Origin of the sequence: Arthrospira sp. PCC 8006, assembly GCF_046480465.1 — a bacterium.
Lineage (GTDB): Bacteria > Cyanobacteriota > Cyanobacteriia > Cyanobacteriales > Microcoleaceae > Limnospira > Limnospira platensis.
In genome coordinates this window covers 1-1,929 of the sequence record NZ_PKGG01000417.1, presented here as the reverse complement: position 1 = coordinate 1,929, position 1,929 = coordinate 1, and the positions used below count along the sequence as shown (strand labels likewise).

Annotated in this window: 4 protein-coding genes; all 4 read left to right on the top strand. The window is 47.5% G+C overall.

Annotated elements, in window-relative coordinates; translation table 11 throughout:
• A partial coding sequence (locus tag B9T16_RS28195) for a tetratricopeptide repeat protein (RefSeq protein ID WP_410246339.1) occupies positions 1 to 891 on the top strand: 891 nt, incomplete at its 5' end.
• Positions 845 to 1,117: a tetratricopeptide repeat protein gene (locus B9T16_RS28190; RefSeq protein ID WP_231851953.1), complete on the top strand. Its 273-nt coding sequence runs from the start codon at positions 845 to 847 to the stop codon at positions 1,115 to 1,117. The genes B9T16_RS28195 and B9T16_RS28190, both read left to right, overlap by 47 nt.
• 12 nt (positions 1,118 to 1,129) lie before the next feature.
• Positions 1,130 to 1,603 carry a tRNA adenosine(34) deaminase TadA gene (gene tadA / locus B9T16_RS28185; RefSeq protein WP_014276021.1) on the top strand — a complete coding sequence of 158 codons (474 nt, stop codon included), beginning with the start codon at positions 1,130 to 1,132 and terminating at the stop codon, positions 1,601 to 1,603.
• A 100-nt stretch (positions 1,604 to 1,703) separates the two neighbouring features.
• Positions 1,704 to 1,929 (top strand): 1-acyl-sn-glycerol-3-phosphate acyltransferase (locus tag B9T16_RS28180; protein ID WP_410246338.1); only part of this gene is annotated, 226 nt, incomplete at its 3' end.

The window sequence follows — 1,929 nt, the reverse complement described above, 5'->3', positions numbered from 1 at the left end:
GTTGATCCTAACTCAGCCACCAGTCATAAATACCAGGGGACCGCTTTAGCCAATAGTGGAAAGCTATCAGAGGCGGCGGAGAGTTATCAGAAAGCCTTAGAGTTAGACCCGAATTTGGTAGAAATTCTGCAACCCCTAGGACAGGTTTTAACCCAATTAAATCAATGGGAAGCCGCCGTTGACATATTCCAAAAAGCCACCCAAGTCGATCCTAACTCCGCTTCATTCTACCATCAATTGGGGCAGGCTTTAGCCAAATGCGATCGCCTCTTAGAAGCACTCGCCGCCTATAAACGGGCTTCAGAATTGCATCCCACTTCCACCCCAGTCCTGTTTGATTTAGGTCAGGCCTTGACTAAACTTTACCATTGGTCCGAGGCGATCGCCACCTATCAAAAAGCCTTATATCTTAATCCCCCCAACCAGGCTGAAATTCAAACCCATCTACAGGAAGTCCAGGACAAACAGCGCCACCTAGACGAGGAAATCGCCGCCTATAGCGACAGCCATGAGTTTCATCCTAATTCTAGCGAATCCTACGAAAAATTCGCACAGTTTCTCAGAAGCAAGGGAAAAATTGAAGATGCGATCATAGGATTTCACCAAGCCTGTATTCTCAATCCTCAGTCAGCCGTAGCCCATCATCAACTAGGTTATACCCTCGCTCGTGGTCAACGCTGGGATGAGGCAATTCTAGCTTATCAGAAGGCGGCCGAACTTAATCCCTACTCTCCCCATGTGCAATATCACCTGGGAGAAGCCTTGGTTGAGGAAGGACGGTTAGACGAAGCGATCGCTCATTTTAAACAGTCCATCACCATTGACCCAGAATTTGAAGAGGGTTATGATGCTCTCAGGCAGGCGATCGCAAAAAAAAAAGGTAGCCTCTAAAACCGATCCGATTTCTCATTATCGGCATTTACTCCAAGCCAGTCCCAACAACCCTGATCTACATCAGGAGTTGGGACAGCTTTTGCATAGCCAGGGTCAAACCCAATTAGCGATCGCCCATTATCAAAAAGCCATAGACCTTCAGCCAGGACCCGTTCACCTGTGGTTTTATCGCAATTTGGGAGAAGCCATGTTAACTACTGATCAACATTTTAGGCTACCTTAGCCAGAGTTTCCCATGCAGCCAACCTACACCACCCATAGTCATTGGATGCAACAGGCCTTAAAACTAGGCGCAGCAGCCGGAGAAGCCGGAGAAGTCCCCGTTGGTGCCCTCATTGTCAATCAACAGGGAAAACTCATTGCCCAGGGAGAAAATCGCCGAGAACGCGATCCGGACCCCACCGCCCATGCTGAAATTATAGCATTGCGCCAAGCCAGTCAGGTATTAGGAGATTGGCATTTAAACACCTGCACCCTATATGTCACCCTAGAACCCTGTCCCATGTGTGCAGGAGCCATTCTCCAAGCTAGGATAGGTTTATTGGTCTATGGTGTCGATGACCCCAAAACTGGCAGCATTCGCACCGTTTGCAATCTTCCAGACAGTCCCGCCTCCTATCATCGTCTCCCTGTCCTTGGGGGTATTCTCGAATCATCCTGTCGCCAACAACTGCAATCCTGGTTTGCTCAACATCGCGCTAATATGTAACCATTGAGACAATCTAATAACTGTCATCCTCTCCCATGACAGCAGGGGGTTAGAGGATTTACCTTAGACTTATAGAGTTTAGAAATCACAAATCATGATCATGGTAACAGTTGAATCGATTAAACCCTTGTCTAATTCACCTCCATCTACCCAGACTAAATCCTCTGATGTCGCACATTGGTTAACTTCTATCGTTTATCCCCTGGGACGCTATGGGGTTCTTCCCTTCTATTTTAAAAAAATTACCGTCACCGGACAGGAGAATTTACCCAAAGACAGTCCCCTAATTTTAGCACCCACCCATAGATCCCGTTGGGATGCTTTTA

Bases quoted from the DNA above. Each gene is read 5' to 3' on its own strand.
- B9T16_RS28190 (WP_231851953.1), top strand. From the start codon at position 845: ATGATGCTCTCAGGCAGGCGATCGCAAAAAAAAAAGGTAGCCTCTAAA.
- tadA (WP_014276021.1), top strand. From the start codon at position 1,130: ATGCAGCCAACCTACACCACCCATAGTCATTGGATGCAACAGGCCTTA.